We start from the raw sequence: 19,095 nt of genomic DNA, 5'->3' as shown, positions 1-19,095 counted from the left end.
CCGGAAGAGCCCGACCGAAGGCAGGCGCGCGGGACGCGCAGCGGCCTCGGTCATGTCGTCGTTCCACGATTCCCTGTTCCCCGCCGGGGCGCCCTCGCGCACCCGCATCACTTTCCCGAGGCTCGTTCGCATGCCCGACGCATCCGTCATCTGCACCCGCATGTCCTTTTCCTGGCCCGACGACACCCCCGTCTTCCGGGACCTCTCGTTCACCGTGGGCCCGGGCCGAACCGGCCTGGTCGCGCCCAACGGCGCCGGCAAGAGCACGCTGCTCAAGCTGATCGCCGGCGAGTACCGACCCACCGGTGGCACCGTCTCGGTCGACGGTCTCCTGGGATACCTCCCGCAGACACTGCCCCTGACCGGCGACCTGACCGTGGCCGAGGTGCTCGGCGTCGCCGAGGTGATCGCCGCGCTGAACGCCATCGAGTCCGGGGACACCGCCGAGGAGCACTTCACCACCATCGGTGACGACTGGGACATCGAGGAGCGCACCGCTGCCCAGCTGGACCGCCTCGCGCTCGGTGACCTTCCGCTCACCCGGACACTGCACACCCTCAGCGGCGGCCAGGTCGTCTCCCTCGGCCTGGCCGCGCAACTGCTCAAGCGGCCGGACGTGTTGCTCCTGGACGAGCCGACCAACAACCTCGACCTCGACGCGCGGCACCGGCTCTACGACCTGCTGGAGAACTGGAACGGCGTCCTGCTGCTGGTCAGCCACGACCGGGCGCTGCTGGACCGGATGGACCGCATCGCGGAACTCGACCGGGGCGAACTGCGGTTCCACGGTGGCAACTTCACCCAGTACGAGGCAGCGGTCGCCGCGGCGCGCGAGGTCGCCGAGAAGAACATCCGCAATGCAGAACAGGAGGTCAAACGCGAGAAGCGGGAACTCCAGCAGGCTCGCGAGCGAGCCGCACGGCGAGCGAGCAACGCCGCCCGCAACCTCGGCAACGCGGGCCTGCCGAAAATCTTCGCGGGCACGATGAAGCGCAACGCCCAGGAGTCGGCGGGCAAAGCCAACGAGACGCACACCGCACGCGTCGGCGAGGCCAAGGCCCGGCTGGACGAGGCCGAACGCGCCGTGCGCGACGAACAGCGGATCAGCCTGGAACTGCCCGGGACCAAGGTCCCGGCCGGGCGTACCGTCTTCCACGGCGAGGCGATGCAGGTCCGTTACGGACAGCGGGCGCTGTTCGAGGAAGGCGGCGTCGCGCTGACCATCCGTGGACCCGAACGGATTGCGCTGACCGGCCCCAACGGCGTGGGGAAGTCCTCCCTGTTGCGGATGATCGGCCAGGACGCGCCGCCGGAGGGCGCCGAGATCAGGCGCGCCGACGGCCGGGTGGCCTACCTGTCCCAGCGACTGGACCTGCTGGACCCGGACCGCACGGTGGTACAGAACCTCACCGCGTTCGCCCCGGCGATGCCCGAGGCGCAGCGGATGAACCTGCTGGCCCGCTTCCTGTTCCGAGGCGCGCGGATCCACCTTCCGGTCGGGGCGCTGTCCGGGGGAGAGCGGCTGCGAGCCACCCTGGCATGCATCCTGTTCGCCGAACCGGCACCGCAGTTGCTCCTGCTCGACGAGCCGACCAACAACCTCGACCTGGTCAGCGTCGGCCAGTTGGAAAGTGCGCTCAACGCCTACGAGGGCGCCTTCGTCGTGGTCAGCCACGACGAGCGATTCCTGACCGAGATCAAGGTGGACCGCCGGCTGCTGCTGCGCGACGGACGACTGCGCGACATCGGCCCGGACGGGGACTGATCCGCCGCGCCTCGGCGGCTCCGCGCCCAACCGGCTTCGAGGAGATCTACCGGCTCCGAGCCCAACGGCTCCTCGCGCCGCCTGAGCGCCGGCGCGGGGCAGGCACACGTCTGTCCCGCGCCGGCGCGCCTACCCCCTCCACGCCCCGGTCGGGCCGCCCCGACCGGGAAACCTTCCTCTCGGCGGTGTCTCATGCCCCCAGCACCCCTGCTCGCGCACGACCTCGTCCGGGTCCTCGGCACCCGCCGGGTACTCGACGGGGTCTCCCTCGTCGCCGCCCCTGGACAGCGGATCGCACTGATCGGCGAGAACGGCGTCGGCAAGTCCACCCTGCTGCGCCTGCTCGCCGGGATCGACCAACCCGACTCGGGTACGGTCGTCCGCCCCGCGGACCTCGGATTCCTGCACCAGCAAATGCCGTTCGAGCCTGCGGCGACGATCGCCGACGTGCTCGACGACGCACTGCGCGCAGCCCGGGAAACCCTGGCCCGCCTCGACCGGCTCACCGGCGCCCTCGGCGACGCCCCACCGGATTCGCCCGGGTATGCCGGGCTGCTCGCCGAGTACGGCCGAGAACTCGACCACGCCCGGGACCACGAGGTCTGGGACGCCGACCGACGCGCCGAAACGATGCTCGCGGGCCTCGGCCTGGAGCACCTGCCGCACGACCGGACGCTCGCCTCGCTGTCCGGCGGGCAGCGCGGCCGACTCGCGCTCGCCGCGCTGCTCGCCCGGCGTCCGACGGCACTGCTCCTGGACGAGCCCACCAACCACCTCGACGACCCGGCCGCCGCCTTCCTGGAGGAGCAACTGCGCACGCTGCCCGGGATCGTCGTCGCGGCGAGCCACGACCGGGCGTTCCTGGACGCGGTCTGCACGGACCTGATCGACCTCGACCCGTCCGTACACGGCCCCACCCGCTTCGGCGGCGACTACACCCGCTACCAGGCCCACAAGCGCGCGGAACGCGACCGATGGCAGCAGCGTTTCGCCGACCAGCAGAAGGAACTCGCCGAGTTGCGTACGGCGGTCGAGTCGACGGCGCATCGCGTCGCGCGCGGCGGCGTCAAGCGCGACAACGAGAAGATGGGCTACGGACACGCCGGCGGCCGGGTGCAGAACCAGATCGCCCGGCGGGTGCGCAACGCGTCGCGGCGCCTCGCCGAGTTGACCCGGGCCCAGGTTCCCGAGCCGCCACAGCCATTGCGCTTCCGGCCCGGCGCACTCGCGGGCTACCCGGCGCAGAGCGCCGGGTCCGCCGAGTCCGGCGTCTCCACCGAGTTCACCAAGTCCGCCGACACGACTGACACGCCCGAGGCCACCGAACTCGGGGAAGGCGCCCAGGAGATGCTGCTGTCGTTGCGGCGGGTTTCCGTGCCCGACCGGCTGCGCGTCGACCGCCTCGACGTACCGGCGACCGACCGCCTGCTGGTCACCGGAGCCAACGGCGCCGGCAAGTCGACCCTGCTGGCGGTCCTCGCCGGACACCTGCCGGCGCTCGGCGACGTCCGCCGCCGCCCGGGGCTCACCGTCGGAATGCTGGCCCAGGACACCGTGTTCACCCGACCGGACCGCACGGTACGCACCACCTACGCGGCGGCCCTCGGCGCCGAACGCGCGGAAGCCGTACCGCTGCTCTCGCTCGGCCTGATCGGCCCGCAGGACCTGGACCGACGGGTCGGGGAACTGTCGGTGGGCCAACGCCGCCGGCTCGCCCTGGCCCTGCTGGTGGCGAACCCGCCGACGCTGCTCCTGCTCGACGAACCCACCAACCACCTCTCGCCCCGGCTGGCCGACGAACTGGAGGAGGCCCTGGGCCCCGGCCCCGGCGCGATCGTCGTGGCCAGTCACGATCGGTGGCTGCGAAACCGTTGGCAGGGAAGGGAGGTCGGCCTGTGAGCACGCCGAACGGTCGCGCCGATTGATCGCGGTGAATCGATCGCGCCGATCGGTCGCGCCGAAACTCCGCGACACCCCGGAGACCCTGGCCACCATCGCGGGCCGAATCGGCTACGGCAGCCCCGGTACGCGCTCTCGCACGCCTTCGAGCGGGAGTTCGGCGTCCCCGGGGCGGTATCGAGTGAAAGCCGCAGGTCGATCGGCTCCCACCGCAGGCCCTCAACGGGCTTCAAAACAAACCGACATCGCAAACTCGGCCGTGCGGTGACTCGCGCAGTCACCGCGAGCCGGCATCCGCGGTCGGGCGCGGAGCCGGGCGCACGGAAACTCGTTCGAAGCTCGCTCTTCCGACACGGTGCGACATGTGCAATGTTACATGTCGCATATCGGAAGGCCGCGTCCCGTTACGCGACCGACAACGGCTCCGGAGGCCCCCACAGATGAGTCCCTCCCGGATAGCGAAGGCCAATGCGCGCAGACTCCCTGCGCTCGGCGTGGCCTTCTTCATAGCCCTCGGCCTGTTCGCCCCGCAGAGCCAGGCTGCCCCGATCGGGGCCACGGCCCCGGCCGGCGCCACGGCCGGTGTCGGCACCGGCACCACCGCGGCGCCGCGGTCGATCCCGCTCCCCAAGTCGCCGGACGCCAAGACGGACAGTTTCGGCGCCAAGATCTCCTCGCAGGAAGGCACCACCGAGGAGTCCGCCCCGCAGGCCGCCCCGACCATCGAACCCGCCGACGCCGAAAGGCAGTTCTCGGCCGCCGGGGACGAGTGCGGCGACCTGTCCGGAGTGATCAACGCCTCGGGCGGCGCGCTGATCCAACAACTCAAGGCCCTCCCCAGGGTCACCTGCACCTACCCGTTGTTCAACCTCACCGGGGATGCCGCGGGGACGGCCTTCCGCGAAGCCAAGATGGTGACCGTCGCCGACGCGCTGCGCGACACCTCCGCGACGTACCCGGGCACCAACACCACCTCCATCGGACAGCTGGTGATGTTCCTGCGCGCCGGCTACTACGTACAGGACAACCACGCGGACGCCGTCGGCGACTACGGTCCGGCATTGGACACCGCGGCCCGCAGTGCCCTGGACGCCTTCTTCGCCTCCCCGCACAGCAAGGACGTCACCGACGCCAACGGCGAAAACCTCAACGAGGTCGTCACGTTGATCGACAGCACCCACACGGCCGGCCGCTACGCCGGCGTCGTCAAGTGGCTGCTCGCCGGCTACGACTCCACCTGGCCCAGCCGGATGACCCTTGCCGTGGAGCACGTCGAATGGGTCGTCGAGAACGGCTTCAAGGCCAAGAACGACAGCCGCGGCTGGCGGGCGGCCCTCAAGGCCGACCCCGCGTTCCTCGACACCTGGGCCGACTTCATCACCCGCAACAACGCCCAGCTGAACCGCTTGGACGTCGTCAGCAACGTCGGCCGCTACCTCGGCTACGCGCTCGACGTCCCCGAGCTCAAGGACCGGGTCCGGCCGCTGCTGAAGGACCTGATCAACCGCTACCCGAACGTCGGCCCGACCGCGCCGATCACCATGAACCTGGCCTGGTACACACGGCAGTTCGACCGGAACAACTGTGCGGCCTACGCCATCTGCGACCTTGCCGACCGGGTGCTTCCGGTGGTCCTGCCGATCCGGCACACCTGTAACCCGAACCTCAAGCTCCGTGCCCAGGACATGTCTCCCGGCCAACTGGCCACCACCTGCACCAGCCTGATCAACCAGGACGCCTATTTCCATCGGGTGATCGGCGACAAGGGCGCCATCCCCGGCGACGTGAACACCAATCTCGAGGTCGTCGCCTTCGACGACTACGTCCAGTACGCGCTGTACGCCTGGGCCATCTACAACGTCGACGTCGACAACGGCGGCACGTACGAGGAGGGCAACCCCACGCAGGCCGGCAACCAGGCCCGTTTCATCGCCCACGAGGCCGACTGGCTGCGTCCGTCCTTCGAGATCTGGAACCTCAACCACGAATACACCCACTACCTCGACGGCCGCTACAACATGTACGGCGACTTCGAGGCCGGTCTGACCACGCCGACCATCTGGTGGATCGAGGGCATCGCCGAGAACATCTCGTTCGGCTACCGCAACCAGCGCAACGCCGATGCCATCGCCGCGGCCGGCGCGAAGACCTACACGCTCAGCGAACTGTTCGACACCGTCTACGACCAGGACGAGAACCCCGACGTCAACTCGGCCCGGGTCTACCGCTGGGGCTTCCTGGCCGTCCGCTACATGCTGCAGGCGCACCCCGCGGACGTCGAGACCGTGCTCGGCATGTACCGCACCGGTGACTGGAACGGCGCCCGCACCTTCCTGAAGCAGACCATCGGCACCCGCTACGACGCCGGCTTCGCCACCTGGCTGACGACCACCTGCGCCACCGACGACTGCGGCCCCCTGCCGGAGGCCCCGCCCGTTCCGCTCTGCACCCTCGCGGACCCCCGCCAGTTCGACAAGAACTGCCGCCGGGACAACCTCGCGGCCACCACCGGCAACAACAGCTACCACTTCCTCTACCTGCCGGCCGGTGCCAAGGACCTGACCATCACCAGCAGCGGCGGCACCGGCAACGCCGACTTGTACTACGGCGGGAGCAGCTGGGCCACCACCGGCAACTACCAGGCCAAGTCCACCAATACCGGCAACGGCGAGACCTTGACGATCGCCGACCCGCCATCCGGCTGGGTCTACTTCACCCTCGCCGCATCGCAGACCTTCGGCGGCGTGAGCGTCACCACGCAGTACAAGTGACCCGGCGCGGTGGTGGGCCCGCCGGACCCGGTGAAACCGGCGAACGTCGGCGAACCGGGATTCGCTGAGCAGGGATGCGCTCGGCAATGCGGGTCCTGGCGGTGCGCCACTGCCGGGAAACGGGCCCGTGCAGGCGGTCCTGGCCGGCCGGTTACGGCCGGCCAGGACCGCCACTCGTGGCCGGGGGTTCCAGTGCGCGCCGGCGATCGGCTCCGTGCGCGCCTGCCTGTGCACCCACGGCCCGGCTCAGCTCCGCTGACTGGCCCGACCGCCCCGACCGCCCCGACCGCCTCGGCCCCCTGGCGTCGCTCTCGTCCTCCCCATCGGCTGACGTGAGAGAGGACAAGATCGGTGTGAAACTGGGAACGGAAGGGGTGATCTTCGTGTCGGATACGTCGCGCGTGTCCTCCGGTCCCGACACCGCCGTCGACGAGAATCGGCTGGAAGAGCTGATCATCGAGGCGCAGACCGCCCTGCCGGTCGAACTGCCCGCCTTGGCGAACCGGTGCGCCTCCGCCCTCGGCCTGGACGCCGCGTCGATCTACCTCGTCGACCTGCAACAACAACTGCTCATCCCACTCGACGAGGCATTGGAGCCGCTGCCGGTGGAGGGCTCGTCGGCCGGCTGGGCGTACCGCACGGTCTCCCCGCGGGTGGCCGAGGCCGACGAAGGCTCGACCCTCTGGATGCCCTTGGTCGACGGTGCGGAGCGGCTGGGCGTGCTGGCGGTGCGGACCTCCTCGCTGGACGGGGCGCGGCTACGCCGCAGCCGGATGCTGGCCCATCTGTTCGCCATGCTGATCACCTCGAAGCGCGCCTACAGCGACTGGCTGGCCGCCCGTACCCGCACCGCGACCATGCGGTTGCCCGCCGAGATGTTGCGGGCCTTCCTGCCTCCCCGCACCATCGGCAGCAGCAGGTGCGTATCGACCGCGGTCCTGGAACCGGCGTACGACGTCGCGGGTGATGCCTTCGACCACTCGGTGGTCAAGAACTTCCTGCACACCATGATCCTCGACGGCATGGGTCACGATTTGACCGCCGGCCTGACCACGTCGGTCGCCATGGCGGCGGCGCGCAACGCCCGCAGGGGTGGTGCCGACCTGGCCGACGTCGTCCGCTCGGTCGACCAGGCACTCGCCCAGTGGGTGCCCGACTACTTCTGCACCGGCGTGCTGTGTCGGCTCGACGCCGACACAGGGGTGCTGCGCTGGGTCAATTGCGGTCACCCCCCACCGCTGCTGATCCGTGCCGAGCGGGTCCTCGTCGGGGCGCTGGACAGCCCCCCACAGCCGCCGATCGGCCTGGCCGGTCCACTCGCCCCGGCAGCGCGGCAAGTCCACGAGGCGACCTTGGAACCGGGCGATTGCGTCCTGCTCTACACCGACGGCGTCGTGGAGGCTCGCGACGCGGACGGTGCGGAGTTCGGCCTCGACCGATTCACCGACTTCATCATCCGCTCCTCCTCCGCCGGACAACGCCCGGCCGAGGTGCTGCGACTGCTCATCCACGCCATCCTCGACTACCAGCGCAACCAACTGCGAGACGACGTGACCATCCTGCTCTTCGAATGGAGCCCCCAACGCCGATGACGCGGTGCTCACCGGGGGTCCCGATCGTCACCGTCGTCCGGACCGTCGGCCCCCCGGTCGAAGACACGCCTGTACTCGAAGTCGATTACCTCACTGTCGAACGCGCGAAAATCTGTTGTGACTGGAGTAGACATTGGGTGGTGATGTGGTTATGGTTTCTCTCGTAGCCAGAGAGACCGAAGGGCCTGGCAGAGACGAACTGCCGGTCGCAGTACCCGTAGTACACGCAGTCGCAGGTTTGCAGGGCGGTGCGCTTGTGGAGTCCCGAAGCCAGGGTGTCGCAGGACGGCGACGGGACTGACGGCCGCACCGGGTGGCCCCGGGATGATCAGGGGCCGTGAGCAGTACCGCAGTGCAGCAGTACCGCAGTTCACGTAGTCGCAGTACCGGTAAGTGCAGTTCGCAGTACCCGCAGTTGAGTAGGTGAGCAGTACCTCGGTGAAGGCGTCGGCTGCGGACGCGCGCACCGAGAGGTTCGGCAGTGGGGTTCCACGCCAAGCGGACGTAGGACGGGCGATCGGGGCCGGCTGCCGAAGAGTCGAGAGTGGCGCTGTCACAGGCCACCGAGCAGTACGCAGTAGATGGTTACCGAGGAAGAACGAAGGAGTGGAAGCGCCATCGGGATCGCCCGGGCGGAGGTCTTGAGCCCGGGTACCGCAGAGGACATCGATAGTGAGGTGGTCTCCGGTCGAGCAACCGCGATCCCCGCGCCCCCGACGGCAGTTCGGTCGGGTCCGCGGATACGGAAAGCCGGCGCAGGATCAGGGCCGGCGGATGGTGTAGCAGTTCCTTCGGGGCCCTGGTGTCAACGGCACCAGGGCCCCTCCACGCGTTTCGGAGTACCGTCCCGGGTCCGTTGCTCGTGGGAGGTATCCGCCATGGGACCCGTCCGCGGACCACCGGTGATCCCCTCCACCGGTGACCCGCGCGACGGACGGGAACGGCTCCGACCGCGCGTTGCCGCGACCGGAGCCGTTCCCCGTCGTCGTCCACAGGGCACACCCCGCACAACCGGCGCGCCGGGTCGAACGGGGAGTCGTCCACATGTCGGACTCCGGGCCCGAACTCCCGTTCGTCACGCCGGGTCCACCGGCCCTACGCTTCGGGGCATGACAACCGCGACGCGATCCGGGCGTTCGGGACGAGGCGACGTCGGTCGAACGCGGATCGGGTTCCCCGGCCCGCCGTACTCGTGGTCGCAGAGGTGCCGCCGATGACAGCGCCGGGCGACCGCCCGCGCACGGCACAGCTGCTCCGGGGGGCGTATAGGCGTCGCGTCGGCACTTGCGGTGCTCTCGGCGGTCCTTGGGAGTCGGCGTCCGTGCGCCCTGATGGCCTTCACCCGCGTCAGCGTCGCGACCGGCTGCCACCGAAGTCGCTGTTGATCCCGCCCGGGCTCATGCCCCCTTCGCTCACTGCGGCGGCCCGGTCAGAGGAGTCCGCAGAGCGGATTCGGGGCCGAGGGGTGCGTGCCGCGGCCCCGAAGTCGCGCCGCCCTCGCCGACGTCCCACTCACGTTTCGATTACGTGACGTCCCTGGCTGTGAGCTGGTGGAAGCGGGTGTCGAGCAGGCTTGCCGGGACCCTGGCATGCGGTACAGCATGACCTTGCGTGACGTCGCCGACCGGAGGTTTCCGAGGAAGAGACTCTTGTCGGCGGTGCCTGGCGGTGCCTGGTGCTGTCAGGCCAGCGAGGCGGCGCGGGCGGGGTCGATGGCGTGCTGGAGCGGTCGGTTTTGTGTTAGGCGGCGGAGTTCGTCGAGCACGAGCTGTCCGAGGCGGTGGCGTTCGGCGCCCATGGCGCCGGCCAGGTGCGGTGTCAGGACGACGTTGGGAAGGGTGAACAGTGGCGAGTCGTGGGCCGGGGGTTCGGGGTGCGTTACGTCGAGTACGGCGGTGAGGTCGGGCCTGGCGTGCAGGACCTGCGCCGCGGCGGCCTCGTCGATCAGTGCGCCCCGCGCGGTGTTGATCAGGGTCGTGCCCGGCCCCATGGAGTTCAGCAGTCGTGCCCCGATCGAGCCGCGGGTCTCGGGCAGAAGGGGTGCGTGGAGGCTGACGACGTGACAGGTGGCGAAGAGTTCGTCGATGGAGACCAGTCGGACTCCCGCGCGCCGGGCGGTGTCCGCGGAGGCGACGGGATCCGCGGCGAGGACCTCGACGTCGAAGCGGGCGAGGTGGGCGGCGACGAGCCGGCCGATGTGCCCGAGTCCCACCAGGCCCACCCGTGACCGGTAGGCGCCCGGGACGTCGGGATCGGTGGGGAAGCGGCGGCTCTGCGTCACCTCCCGCTCGATGCGGTGGGCCTGTTTCAGTCCGAGCAGAACATGGGCGAGGGTGAACTCCGCCACCGGAACGGCATTGGCCGCGGCGGCGGAGACTATCGGGATGTCGCGCTCCCAGAAGGCGGGTGTGGTCAGGTGCCGGACGGATCCCGCCGCGACGAGAACGGCCCGCAGCCGAGGGGCATGTGACAGGAGGGCGTCATCGAGGACGGGTGCACCCCAGCCCGTGAGCAGAAGGTCGACGGTCCGCAGCACATCGGGGTCCGCGTCGAGTTCCTGCCGGGTGAGGGGCGGTCCCTGCCATTGCACGAGCCGGCCGATCTCGGCCAGCACTGCGGGCGGGTAGACGTCGGCCCGGCGTTCTTCCTCCATGACCAACAGGGCTGTCGGTGCGGTGGCCGGTTCGTTCATGTCGGGTTGGTCTCCTCGGCCTGTTCGGTGGTGGACCGGCAGCCGGACGGTCGGCGGTCCCTGCGCGGATGTGGTGACGAGCGTCCGACCGAACGTCGCGGACCGGGGCGGCCTGTGCGTTGTCCGGACCGTAGCTCGCAGGAACCATACATCGGATCATTGAAATGTCATCGCCGTGACCTTGGATGCCCGACCTTCTTTGTTCGGGTGGCTGTTGGGAAGAGTGAGACGCGCCTCGGGGCGCAGGGTCGATCCCGCCGATGCCCAGATCACACATGTAAGAGACTATTTATGCACGTCGGGTCGTCCTCCTCGTCCGTCGGATCGCGTGGGAGAGGGTCCGGGAGCGCGCCGGATGAGCACTCTCATCGGTCCGCCGAAACCTTTTGTATTCATCGGACTATTGACCGTTTGAATCGGACCCGGTTACCGTCCCTGGCAAGCGCTTTCCAGGCCATGTGATGCGGCGAAACCAGGAGTTGTCATGCAGAGATCGCGATGGATCGGTGCGGGGGCCCTCGCCTCGGCACTGATCCTCACCAGCTGTACATCCGGGCCTGCGGGAGTGGATGCCAAGCAGAACTCCAAGGCGCCTCTCGAACTCTGGACCAGGACGACGCCGGGTGGACCGGGGGAGAAGGGCGCGCTGGAACTCGCCGCCGCCTTCGAGAAGGCCACGGGCTACAAGGTCGAGGTCACGGCCATCTTCGACGACTTCGAGACCAAGCTGCAGCAGCGCGCCGCCCAGAAGAAGCTTCCCGACATCGTCATGAACGACGCGACGCAGATCGGAACCATGCACAGCCAGGGTCTGCTCCGGGAGATCGACCTGGGCAAGATCAAGGACAGCAAGCAGATCATCGGACAGGGTCTGCAGTCCGGGAAGAGTCTGGACGGCAAGCAGTACGGCCTCCCGATCTCCGCGCAGGCGTCCGCGCTGCTGATCCGCAAGGACTGGCGCGAGAAGCTGAAGCTCGACGCCCCGCGGACCTGGGACGACTTCGCCGCGATGGCCGCGGCCTTCACCACGCAGGACCCCGACGGCGACGGCAAGAACAACACCGCCGGGCTCGCCGCCCCGCTGTCCACCAAGCGCGGTTACGCCTCCTGGTACTTCTCCAACTTCCTCTGGGCCGCGGGCGGCGACTTCATCACCGAGACCGGGAAGGGCAAGTACAAGCCGGCGATGACCACCCCGGCGTCGGTGCAGGCCATGCAGTGGTTCCGCGACCTGGGGTGCAAGGCCAAGGCCATCCAGCCCGGCGCCGTGACCATGGACACCCCGCCGACGAACGAGACGTTCGAGGCGGGCAAGGCCGGCATGTACGTGGTCGGCCCCTACCTGCTGCCCCGCTTCGACAAGTCGCTCGGCGCGGACAAGTACGAGGTCGTGCCGATGCCCAAGGGGCCGAAGGACGCCACCGTGCTCGCCGAGGGCAGCTCCCTCTACCTGATGGCCGGCTCCGACAACCGGGCCGGCCAGGATGCCTTCGCCGGCTTCGCGGTTTCCGTCGAAGGCCAGAAGAAGGGGATGGAGGGCACCACGGGCTACACCGTGCAAATCCCCGTCAACACCGCCGTGGACATCTCCCAGATCCGCACCGACCCGCGTTGGAAGACCTACGCCCAGGTGTACCAGGACTCCGGACGGTACGCGCCGTCCATCCCGAACTGGACGCCGGTGCGGCAGGTGACGGCGGACGCGGTGAACGCGCTGATGGCGGACTGCGGCCTCGACATCAACGCCAAGTTGCGTGAGCTCGACAAGCAGCTCGCCGACATCCTCAAGGAGCAGGGGATCGCCGCGTCATGAGCCTCGACCAGGCGGAGCAGGCCGCCAAGCCGGCGGCCGGCTCCGCCCCGCGAGAAGCGGGCCGCCGGGGCGGCGGGCTCGCCGGCAGCCGGGGGCGCGGCCGCAGATCGGGCCGGTGGTGGACACCCTGGCTGTTCCTCGCCCCGGCTCTGCTCCTCTTCCTGTACTTCAAGTTCATCCCCATGGCCAGCGCACTGACCATGTCCTTCCAGGAGGTTCAGCCCTACCTGGGAAACAGGTGGGTCGGCACCGAGAACTACACCACGGTGCTGCAGTCGCACGGCTTCCGCGAGGCCGTGTGGCACACCATCGTCCTCGCCGCCGGACAGACCGCCGGTTCGATGGCGCTCGGCTTCGCCCTGGCCCTGCTGATGGAGGGGCAGAGTCGTCGACTGGGATTCGTGCGCTCCGCGGCGTTCCTCCCGGTGGTGGTGCCGATGGCGGTCGTCGCCGAACTGTGGCGGATCATGTATCACCCGACCGACGACGGCATGCTCAACTCCATTCTCGGTCTGGCGGGACTGGGCCCCTCGGGGTTCATCAACGACCCCGACACCTCGATGTCGTCCATCATGGTCACCGGCATCTGGCGCGGCGCCCCCTACGACATGATGATCTTCCTCGCCGGTTTGACGAGTGTGGACCGTGGTCTGTACGAGGCGGCGAGGGTCGACGGTGCCTCCCGGTGGCAGCGGGTGCGACACGTGACGGTGCCCGGACTGCGTTCGGTGTTCTCGATCCTGTTCATCCTCGCCGCGATTCGCGGACTGCGCGTGTTCACCGAGGTGTTCCTGCTCACCAATGGGGGGCCCAACGGCTCCACCGAGGTCGTGATGACCCTCATCTACAAGCTCGGGCTCGAGCAGAACCGGCTCGGTGTCGGCGCAGCGGGAGCGGTCCTGCTCTTCGTCGCGACGCTGATCCTGACCATCATCGTCCAACTGCTGCGGCGGAGGGAGAGCAAGTGAGCGAGTCGACCGAGACCGCGCTGGGCCTGACCGAGAGCCGCAGCGTCGGCGGACGGATTCTGAAGGCCGTCGTCTACCTCCTGGTCCTGACCATGTTCGCGGGTCCGCTGCTGGCCCTGCTCGTCGGTGCCTTCGGCCACATCAAGGACCCGACGCAGCTGAGCGTGGTGCCCTCGGGCTTCACGCTGGACAACTTCAGGATCGCCTTCGACCAGGGGGTGCTCAAGTACCTGCTGAACTCGTTCTTCGTCGTCGGCTTCGGGCTGCTGCTCCAGGTGTCCGTCTCCGTCCTGGCCGGATACGCGCTGGCCCGGAAGGTCTTCCCCGGAATGACGCTGGCGCTCGTCGCCATCCTGGCGACGCTGATGCTGCCCGAGGAGATCCTGGCCCTCCCGCTGTCCGTCGTCCTTGCCGACCTGCCGGTCGTGCACTTCAACCTCATCGGCACCCTCGCCGGAATGATCGTTCCGCTGGGTGCGTGGGGGTTCTCCATCCTGGTGATGACCGAGTTCATGAAGGACGTGCCGCGCGAACTCGAAGAGGCCGCGCGCATCGACGGCGCCGGAGACCTGCGGATCTTCGCCCAGATCATCCTGCCGATGTGCAAGCCCGCCCTCGGAGTCATCGGGGTCTTCGGCTTCACCATGATCTGGGACCAGTACCTGCTGCCCCTGCTCGTCGCCACCGACTCCTCCTCGTACACGCTGCCGCTCGCGCTGCGGACCCTGCGGATCGACCCGGCCGTGACCCCCGGAGTGGTGATGGCCGCCTCCCTGTTGGCCCTGCTGCCCTCGGTGATCGTCTTCCTGTTCTTCCAGCGGTCCTTCGTCAGCGGTCTGTCCTCCGGGGCACTCAAGGGCTGACCCGCGGACCGACCCGCAGACCGCCCCGCCGGCCCGGGGCCCGGTCGACTCCGTGGCCTGCGCCTGCCCGCGTAGCCCGCGCCGGGCCCGCAACGCGCACCGACCCCCGGGTCGGGTGCCCCTATGCGCCCGCCCGTCGGCCCCGTCCCCGCCCCGTTCCGTACGAGCAGCCCCGACGCGTACCGAAAAGCCGCCGGATGCCGGCGAGAAAGAGCGATTCCCCATGACTCCGAGCGCTGACACCCCGCAGGCGCATTCGTCCGCGAGCCCGAATCCCGAGGACGGCCCGGATACGAACTGGTTCACCACCGCCCGGTTCGGCATGTTCGTCCACTGGGGTCTGTACTCCCTCGCCGCACGGCACGAGTGGCTCAAGAACGTCGAGCGACTGACCGACGAGCAGTACCAGGTGTACTTCGACCACTTCGACCCCGACCGCTACGACCCCGCCGAGTGGGCCAGAGCGGCCAAGGCGGCGGGCATGCGGTACGTCGTGCTCACCACCAAGCACCACGACGGCTTCTGCCTGTGGGACAGCGCCCTCACCGAGTACAAGGTCACCAACACCCCGCACGGCCGGGACCTCGTGGGGCCGTTCGTCGAGGCGTGCCGCGCCGAGGGGCTCAAGGTCGGTCTCTACTACTCGCTGATCGACTGGCACCATCCGTCCTTCCCCGTGGACGGCACCCATCCGCAGCGCGACGACGAGGCGTTCAAGGCCGCCAACGCCGAGCGGGACATCCGCGACTACCAGCGCTACCTGCACGGTCAGGTCCGCGAACTGCTGACCTCGTTCGGACGCGTGGACTACCTGTTCTTCGACTTCTCGTATGTCGGGCGCAGTTGGTGGGGCGGCAAGGGACCCGACGACTGGGACTCTCCGCAACTCCTGCGGACGATTCGCGAACTGCAGCCGCACGTCCTCGTCAACGACCGGACCGGCCTTCCCGGGGACTTCGTCACCCCCGAGCAGTACCAGCCGTCCGGTCCGATGACCCACAACGGGCAACCCGTGCTGTGGGAAGCCTGCCAGACGCTCAACGGCAGTTGGGGTTACGACCGGGACAACCTGGACCACAAGAGCCCCGACCTGCTGATCCGCATGCTCGTCGACGGGGTGTCCAAGGGCGGCAACCTGCTGCTCAACGTGGGGCCCACCGGCCGCGGCGCGCTCGACCCGCGCGACACCGCGATCCTCGACGAGATCGGCCGGTGGATGCGGCTGCACGAGCGGTCGATCCGCGGCTGCGGTCCCTCCTCGTACACCGCCCCCGCCGAGTGCCGGTACACCCAGCGCGGCGACCGGCTCTACGTCCACCTGTTCGCCTGGCCGCTGCGTCACCTGCACCTGCCGGGCTTGGCCGGCCGGGTGCGCTACGCCCAACTGCTCAACGACGCGTCCGAGATCATCCCGGTCCACATCGACCCGGACCGGCCCGCGGTCAACACCGAGATGGGCGGCCAGCCTGCCGGAACGCTCACTCTTCAGCTCCCGGTCAAGCGCCCCGACACCCCCGTACCCGTCATCGAACTCTTCCTGGACGCCCAGGCGACCCGGGACACCCCGACCGCCGGCTGATCGCAAGCCGGAACACCGTCCGTACCTCCACCACATCCTCACGGAGGCACCATGCAACGCCGCACGTTCCTGATGGGTACCGCGGCAGGGGTGGCGCTTGCCGCCGCCCCCGTCGGCGGAGCGCTGACCGCGAGCGCGAGCGCGGCCCCGAGGGCCGTCCGCACGTTGGACGAACTCCAGGCCGCGATCGACCGGGCACGACCCGGCGACCGGATCGTCGTGGCCGACGGGACCTACACCGTCCCGTCGGACCGCCCGCTCGCCATTCGGAACAAGCAGGGCACCGGGCGCGCGCCCATCACCATCGCCGCCCGGACGCAGGGCGGCGTCGTCCTGGAAGGCGAGCACAGCTTCGTCTTCGAAGCGTCCGGCCACATCACCCTCAGCGGGTTCTCCTTCCGGCAGCGGAACACCCTGGACATCCCCCCGGGCTGCTCGCACATCAGGCTCACCCGCAACGATTTCCAGCTGGCCGACATCGAGGGCGTGCACTGGGTGATGGTGCGCGCGGACGACAGCACCGTCGACCACAACCACTTCCACGGCAAGAGCACCCTCGGCATCTACCTCGGCATCGAGGGCGCGAACACCGAGGAGATGGCCCAGCGCGTCCACGTGTACCGCAACTACTTCTCCGACCACACCTTCACCGGCTCCAACGGCGGCGAACCGATCCGGCTCGGCGTCAGCCCCCGGGCCCTGTCCAGTGCCCACGCGGTCGTGGAGTACAACCTGTTCGAGCGGGCCAACGGGGACCCCGAGGCGATCTCGGTGAAGAGCTCGGACAACACCATCCGGCACAACACCATCCGCAACAGTTTCGGCGGAATCGTCCTGCGGCACGGCAACCGCAACCGGGTGGAGGCCAACCACTTCATCGACGGTACCGAAGGCGTGCGGATCTATGGCAACGACCATGTGATCGTCAACAACCACCTCTCCGGCCTGGCCGGGCGTGCCCTGGTGATCGGCAGCGGATCGGAGCGCGATCACCTGCCCGGCGAGACGCCCGAGGCGCGCCGCGGCAACGACGCCCCCGACCGCATCCTGATCGCCCACAACACCCTGGTGAACAACGGCGGCACGATCTCCGGCGAGAGCCAGCGCCCGCACGAGCCGCGCGACGTCACCGTCGCCGACAACCTGCTCGTCGCGGACACGGGCCAACTGGTCGCGATGGCCAACACCGTGCGCTTCACCTGGACCGGCAATCTCCTGTGGGGCGCCGCCGCGGACGGCAACATCCCCGCCGGGGGCGGTACCCGGGTCGACCCGAAGCTGGTCAAGGACGCGTACGGCATCGCCCGCCCGGCCGCCGGCAGCCCGGCGATCGACGCCGGCACGCCGCGCCGGCCACGCATCACGCACGACATCGATGGACAGCCCCGCACCAGGACGCCGGACGTGGGCGCGCACGAGTACTTCCGCCGGGCGCCGAGGTGCGGACCGCTGACCCCGGCCGACGTCGGTCCCCGGGCCGACTGAGCGACCCGCCCGCCCACTTCGACGCAGGAGGCATCATGCAACGACGCACGTTCCTCAAGGGCTCCGCCGTGGCCGCACTCGCCGCGGTACCTCTCACCACCTCGCTGTCGGGCAGCGCGGCGGCGGCCGACATCCCGGTCTCCTCCCTCACGGCGCTCCAGAGCGCGATCAACGGCGCCGCGCCAGGTGACCGCATCGTCGTAGCCGACGGAACCTACACGGTCCCCTCGGGCGGCTCGATCAACATCTCCGGCAAGAACGGCACCAGCGGCGCACCCATTACCATCGTGTCGAAGACGCGCGGCGGAGTGGTGTTGCGGGGCGAACGCGGCTTCGTGTTGAGCAATTCGACCAACATCGTGATCAGCGGCTTCGCCTTCCGGCAGAGCACCACGCTGGACATCCCGACGAACTGCTCGGCGATCCGGCTGACCCGCAACGACTTCCAGTTCGTGGACAGCGGCGATCCGTACTGGCTCGTCGTCCGGGCGAACGACACGAAGATCGACCGGAACCACTTCCACAACAAGACCACCACAGGCATCTTCGTCGTCGTCGACGGTCCCGACAAGGACAAGATGGCGCAGAACGTGCAGATCTTCCGCAACCACTTCTCCGACCACAGCTTCACCGGCGACAACGGCGGCGAACCCATTCGCTTCGGCGCCAGCGGCCGGGCCCTGGCCAACGCCGGCGGAAAGGTCGAGTACAACCTGTTCGAGCGCTGCAACGGCGACCCCGAGGCCATCTCGGTGAAGTCCTCGGGCAACACCATCCGATACAACACCATTCGTGACAGCAAGGGCGGCATCGTGCTTCGGCACGGCAACGGCTCGACCGTGGAGGGCAATTACCTGATCGGCGGCTTCGACGGGGTGCGGATCTACGGCAACGACCATGTGATCGTCAACAACTACCTCAGCAATTTGTCCGGCCGCGCCCTGGTGGTCGGCAGCGGCAGCACCCGCGACCACACCCCGAGCGAGACGGAGACCCAGCGGCGGGGCAACGACGCCTGCGACCGCGCGGTGATCGCACACAACTCCCTGATCAACAACGCCGGTACGCTGTCGGGCGAGACGCGAACATACGAGCCGCAAGACGTGACCATCGCCGACAACCTGCTGGTCGGCGACTCCGGCGACCTCGTCGCCATGGGAGCCACCTCCGGCTTCACCTGGCGAAGCAACCTGCTGTGGGGGGCGGCCGGCAACGGCAACATACCCGCCGGAGGCTTCACCCGGGCCGACCCCCGACTTGCTCAGGGCGCGGACGGTGTGCTGCGGCTGACGGCGGGCAGCCCGGCGATCGGCGCGGCCACGCTGAGCATGGCCCTGGCCGACGACATCGACGGGGACCCGCGGGGCAGCGTACGAGACATCGGTGCCGACGAGTACTCGACGACACCCGCTCTTCGGCACCCCCTCACCGCCGCGGACGTGGGCCCGAACGCTCCCTGAGCGACCGGCGATGACGGGGCATCACACGCCCGACCGGTCCGTCGACCCGACCTCGCCGGACCATGCGATCCGGTCCGCCCGGCCCCGTCCGGGCGGACCGCTCCGAGCCCCCGCAGGACCATCGCAGACCATCCGCAGGCCGACCGCAGGAAGGCAGCGCCATGACCGAGGAGAGCAAACGGAGCGCGGCGGAGCCCCCCCGGCTCCG

General features: G+C 69.3%; 11 protein-coding genes and 1 pseudogene. 11 read left to right on the top strand and 1 reads right to left on the bottom strand.

Annotated elements, in window-relative coordinates:
* Nucleotides 1-130: 130 nt before the first annotated feature.
* From abc-f to ACZOOI_RS00475, 5 genes and pseudogenes are all read left to right on the top strand, one after another.
* Nucleotides 131-1,765 carry a ribosomal protection-like ABC-F family protein gene (gene abc-f / locus ACZOOI_RS00495; protein WP_465278841.1) on the top strand — a complete coding sequence of 545 codons (1,635 nt, stop codon included), beginning with the start codon at nt 131-133 and terminating at the stop codon, nt 1,763-1,765.
* A 192-nt stretch (nt 1,766-1,957) separates the two neighbouring features.
* Nucleotides 1,958-3,664, top strand: a complete 1,707-nt coding sequence (locus ACZOOI_RS00490; RefSeq protein WP_465278840.1) for an ABC-F family ATP-binding cassette domain-containing protein — start codon at nt 1,958-1,960, stop codon at nt 3,662-3,664.
* Between the two features lie 55 nt (nt 3,665-3,719).
* A pseudogene (locus tag ACZOOI_RS00485) lies at nt 3,720-3,932 on the top strand (hypothetical protein); the annotation flags it as partial.
* Between the two features lie 172 nt (nt 3,933-4,104).
* Nucleotides 4,105-6,435: a M9 family metallopeptidase gene (locus ACZOOI_RS00480; protein ID WP_465278839.1), complete on the top strand. Its 2,331-nt coding sequence runs from the start codon at nt 4,105-4,107 to the stop codon at nt 6,433-6,435.
* A gap of 353 nt (nt 6,436-6,788) precedes the next feature.
* Nucleotides 6,789-8,027: a PP2C family protein-serine/threonine phosphatase gene (locus ACZOOI_RS00475; RefSeq protein WP_465278838.1), complete on the top strand. Its 1,239-nt coding sequence runs from the start codon at nt 6,789-6,791 to the stop codon at nt 8,025-8,027.
* Nucleotides 8,028-9,708: 1,681 nt separating this feature from the next.
* Here the strand turns inward: ACZOOI_RS00475 and ACZOOI_RS00470 are convergent.
* Nucleotides 9,709-10,719: a hydroxyacid dehydrogenase gene (locus ACZOOI_RS00470; RefSeq protein ID WP_465278837.1), complete on the bottom strand. Its 1,011-nt coding sequence runs from the start codon at nt 10,717-10,719 to the stop codon at nt 9,709-9,711.
* 484 nt (nt 10,720-11,203) lie between these two features.
* On the opposite strand from ACZOOI_RS00470, the gene ACZOOI_RS00465 reads away from it, so the two are divergent.
* From ACZOOI_RS00465 to ACZOOI_RS00440, 6 genes are all read left to right on the top strand, one after another.
* Nucleotides 11,204-12,532 carry a sugar ABC transporter substrate-binding protein gene (locus ACZOOI_RS00465; protein ID WP_465278836.1) on the top strand — a complete coding sequence of 443 codons (1,329 nt, stop codon included), beginning with the start codon at nt 11,204-11,206 and terminating at the stop codon, nt 12,530-12,532.
* Nucleotides 12,529-13,500, top strand: a complete 972-nt coding sequence (locus ACZOOI_RS00460; RefSeq protein WP_465278835.1) for a carbohydrate ABC transporter permease — start codon at nt 12,529-12,531, stop codon at nt 13,498-13,500. Before ACZOOI_RS00465 ends, ACZOOI_RS00460 begins: the two co-directional genes overlap by 4 nt.
* Nucleotides 13,497-14,363, top strand: a complete 867-nt coding sequence (locus ACZOOI_RS00455; protein WP_465278834.1) for a carbohydrate ABC transporter permease — start codon at nt 13,497-13,499, stop codon at nt 14,361-14,363. The genes ACZOOI_RS00460 and ACZOOI_RS00455 overlap by 4 nt, the downstream gene beginning before the upstream one ends.
* A 223-nt stretch (nt 14,364-14,586) precedes the next feature.
* Nucleotides 14,587-15,942, top strand: a complete 1,356-nt coding sequence (locus ACZOOI_RS00450) for an alpha-L-fucosidase (RefSeq protein WP_465278833.1) — start codon at nt 14,587-14,589, stop codon at nt 15,940-15,942.
* Between the two features lie 51 nt (nt 15,943-15,993).
* Nucleotides 15,994-17,427 carry a chondroitinase-B domain-containing protein gene (locus tag ACZOOI_RS00445; protein WP_465278832.1) on the top strand — a complete coding sequence of 478 codons (1,434 nt, stop codon included), beginning with the start codon at nt 15,994-15,996 and terminating at the stop codon, nt 17,425-17,427.
* A gap of 35 nt (nt 17,428-17,462) precedes the next feature.
* On the top strand, nt 17,463-18,887 hold the full coding sequence (locus tag ACZOOI_RS00440) for a chondroitinase-B domain-containing protein (RefSeq protein ID WP_465278831.1): 1,425 nt from the start codon (nt 17,463-17,465) through the stop codon (nt 18,885-18,887).
* Nucleotides 18,888-19,095 lie beyond the last annotated feature (208 nt).

This window comes from Embleya sp. L77, from assembly GCF_055557415.1.
The sequence above is the reverse complement of the archived record's forward strand: the minus strand, read 5'-3'. Positions and strand labels throughout refer to the sequence as shown.